Origin of the sequence: Blautia sp. AF14-40 (assembly GCF_003479665.1) — a bacterium.
In the GTDB taxonomy this organism is placed as follows: domain Bacteria; phylum Bacillota; class Clostridia; order Lachnospirales; family Lachnospiraceae; genus Fusicatenibacter; species Fusicatenibacter saccharivorans.
On record NZ_QUHK01000066.1, the window covers coordinates 1 to 3,312 of the forward strand.

The window sequence follows — 3,312 nt, forward strand, 5'->3', positions numbered from 1 at the left end:
AACTTCGGATTGACAAGTTTTACTTTCTGCTCATACTTGAAATGCTTTTCGCCAGCCTGCACAGGAATTTCCACCACAACATTTTCGCCTTTCTGTATGTCAGAATAAAGGTTATAGCTTCGTCTGGCTATGACCTTGCGATTGTTTTTATCTCTTTCAAAGATAGGCTCGCTTTCCCCTGCAAATTCAAGAGTTCCAAAAGACTGTGCCATATCTGGCACGACATATTTCATTTCCATATTGTTTTACCTCGTTTCTTTCTATATTTGATAAGTTTTTTGATTGTGATTTCTTATTCTGGCGGTTGGGGAAGTACCAGCAATCCCCCAGATAGTAAAGGGTAAAGTCAATGCTTACGCACCCTTGACTATCCGTGTTCTTGCAGGTTGTTGGCAGACAAGCCAGAATAAGCAAAAATCTGCCGTTTGACCGCTTCGGCGGAGAACGTGATTTTTCTTTCATCATACCGTTACCGCCTTATGATTTTTTCATTTTACGGAGTTTGTAAAGATATGTTCCAGCCAGTCCACCAGCAGACGCAAGCAACATCACGATAAATGCCATTACATTTGTACTGTCGCCCGTTTTTGGACTGTCGCTAGGTCTGTTAGGCTTTTCCGGTGTCGGTGGTGTTTCGGGTTTCTCTGGTTCTTCTGGCTTTTCCTTAAAAGTAATCGTCTGTCCCTCGTCCTCAATATCCTTATGCTCGGTAACTTTCTTCGGCTCGTCTGGATTGCTTAAATCGTATAATTCCTCAAAAGTTACAAGCTGTTTTCCGTCAAGGGAAGTAGCGTCAAAGGTAAAGACAACTTCCACTTTCATGTTTTCGCTGTCAGCAGTAAAGGTGTAATCACTTTCCACACGTTTTCCATTGATAAGAAACTCTGCATTTTCTTCTTTCAACATCTGCCAGCCCACAAGTTTGTACTGTGTACCGACTTCTAAGCCCTCTAAGGTTACGGTATCAATGATTGTAACGTCTTTTCCTGCTTTAATCTCTTTGTTGCCGTCCTTATCGGTAGCAGTCGTATGAATTTTGATGATACGCTCTGTGATAAGTACCGTCTGCCCGTCGTCCTCAATGTCCTTGTGTTCCGCAACTTTTACGGGTTCGTCTGGATTGCTTAAATCATACAATTCCTCAAAGGTAACAAGGTTCTTGCCACCTAAAGCAGACGCGTTGAATGTATAGGAAATTTCCACTTTCATTTCTTCATCATCAGCGACAAAGGTATAATCGTTTTCTACACGTTTCCCGTCAATGATAAGCTCGGCGTTTTCTTCCTTTAACATCTGCCAACCTTTGAGCTGGTATTTTGTGCCTTTTGTAAGTCCGTCTAATTTGACAGTATCAACAATCGTAACCTCTTTTCCTGCAAGGATAGTCTTTTCGCCGTCCTTGCTGGTTGCTGTGGTATGGATAGAGATTTCTTTTTCGTATTCATCAGTCAAAGTCCCTAAATCAATCACAAGATTATTTCTTGATACCACGATTTCAAAAGGTGGGATAAGTTCAAAGCCTTTGTTACTGTTGCAACGCATTTCTTCAATGATGTAGGTATCATAAGGCAATGCACCTTTGCTGTCGTCTGGTTCAGAAGTTCCAAACCACACACCGTCCTCGCTGGTCTTGCCTGCGTTAGTATTGTGCTTGTGAGAAGCCCAGTCAGCAGAAGTGGAGAATTGCCCGTTATCATCAGTTACCACCACATGATTTTCGCCCGTCGTCTTGCTTGTGATCCTAAAGGGAACATCAGCAAGACGCTTGTGTGTGCCTGCACCGATTTTTACGCCCTCAATATCGCCACGCTTAATCTGATTATAGATAGAATGGGCTTCGTCGATTAAGTCCACGATTTTTCCGTTTTCTGTGATTGCAAAATCAATCGGTTTTGCACCGTCTGTCAAATATCCGTTTGGAGCTTCACTTTCAGCGATACTGAAATTTCCATAAGGTAAAAGGTCAGCAGAAGTGGAAGCGACACCCTCAAGGTTTGTATGAATAGTCTTTACGACTTCATTTTTCTTGTAGAGCTTGCCCTCAACCAATACCGCATTATCATTTAAGGAAATGATGTCAAAGGCAGTATCTTTCAAAGTGGCACTTCCTTGTGGTTTGGTATCGCCCGTTTCTAAATCTCGTTTCTGAATTTTGACACCGCCACGGATAACCTTGTCTGATACGGAAAACTGGTTACTTCCAGATAATACGGCAAGGTCGCCGTCCTCGGTAATCTGTGTTACATATAAGCCTTTTATCTGTTCGGACTTATCGCCAGCCTGCATATATGCACCCTCTAACAAGTAGCCGTTTGGAGCTTTTGTTTCTTCTACGGTTAGCGTCCCAAGTGGAAGAACCGCTTTGCTGTCCTGCATATAGAAGCTGTCGCCAGATACCTTGTATGCGTCCGCTAATTTTGTAATGTAGTGGGCTGTCCCGTCGCTGTCTGTTTCAGCGATTGTCTTTGTAACCCATGTACGAGTAGCTTCGGCAGGGAGATTGTCTTTATTATAGAAGCCAGCATAATACTTCCATGTAAATTCCGCGCCTGCTAGAGAAGCGTTCCCTTGCGGATTGTTTTTCTGTGTTTCCATGTCAATCTTGAAAAGCTCAATCAAAGTGTCCGTTACTTTTGGCGTATCAGATACTTTCAATGTTGCTGTCTTTCCAGCTTCAACCTTTAAGGAATATACAGTTTTATCTACCTTATATCCTGCTGGTGCGGATAATTCCTTGATATAGATTGTGCCTGCTTTTACCTCTACAACATCTGTATTTCCGTTTTTATCAGTCGTAAGGGTGGCAAGCTGTTTTGTGCAGTCCTTATCAGCAAAGACACCGTATGTTGCACCAGCAATAGAGTAATTTTCGTTACCGTCTGTAATGCCGGTATTACTGGAAGTCTTTTGAAGTGTAGCATTTCCGACATTCAACTTCGCCCAGAATTGCCCTAATTCCTGTCCCTCGCCAGAGTAGATATAACCTCCACATTCATAGCGTCCTTTATTTTCTTTGACAAAGGCTCTTGCACCAGAGAAAACTTCGTCCTGCGTTGCCTTTGGAATTTCATCATAAGAAGCTCGCACGTTATCACATTGCCAGCCGAGATGTACGCTCAATCTCTGCCAGACTACACATTGTTCCAATAGATAAACTTGTTTGTAGTTCAGTTCCTTGTGGGCTTCGCCATACTGTTTGACATATTCTAAGGATAACGCCACATCTGAAATCTGGTCGGCACTCATGCGTGAGCTTGCGTCAGCTCTGGTCTTGTAGCCATTCTTAAAATCTGTATTGATGTCGATACAATA

At 42.8% G+C, this 3,312-nt stretch carries 2 protein-coding genes; both read right to left on the minus strand.

Annotated features, from left to right (window positions below):
• Nucleotides 1–239, minus strand: a 239-nt coding sequence (locus DWW13_RS17815; protein ID WP_118720759.1) for a YdcP family protein, incomplete at its 3' end; no start/stop codon positions are given.
• Nucleotides 240–477: 238 nt separating this feature from the next.
• A partial coding sequence (locus DWW13_RS17825; RefSeq protein WP_118720757.1) for an SrtB-anchored collagen-binding adhesin occupies nucleotides 478–3,312 on the minus strand: 2,835 nt, incomplete at its 5' end.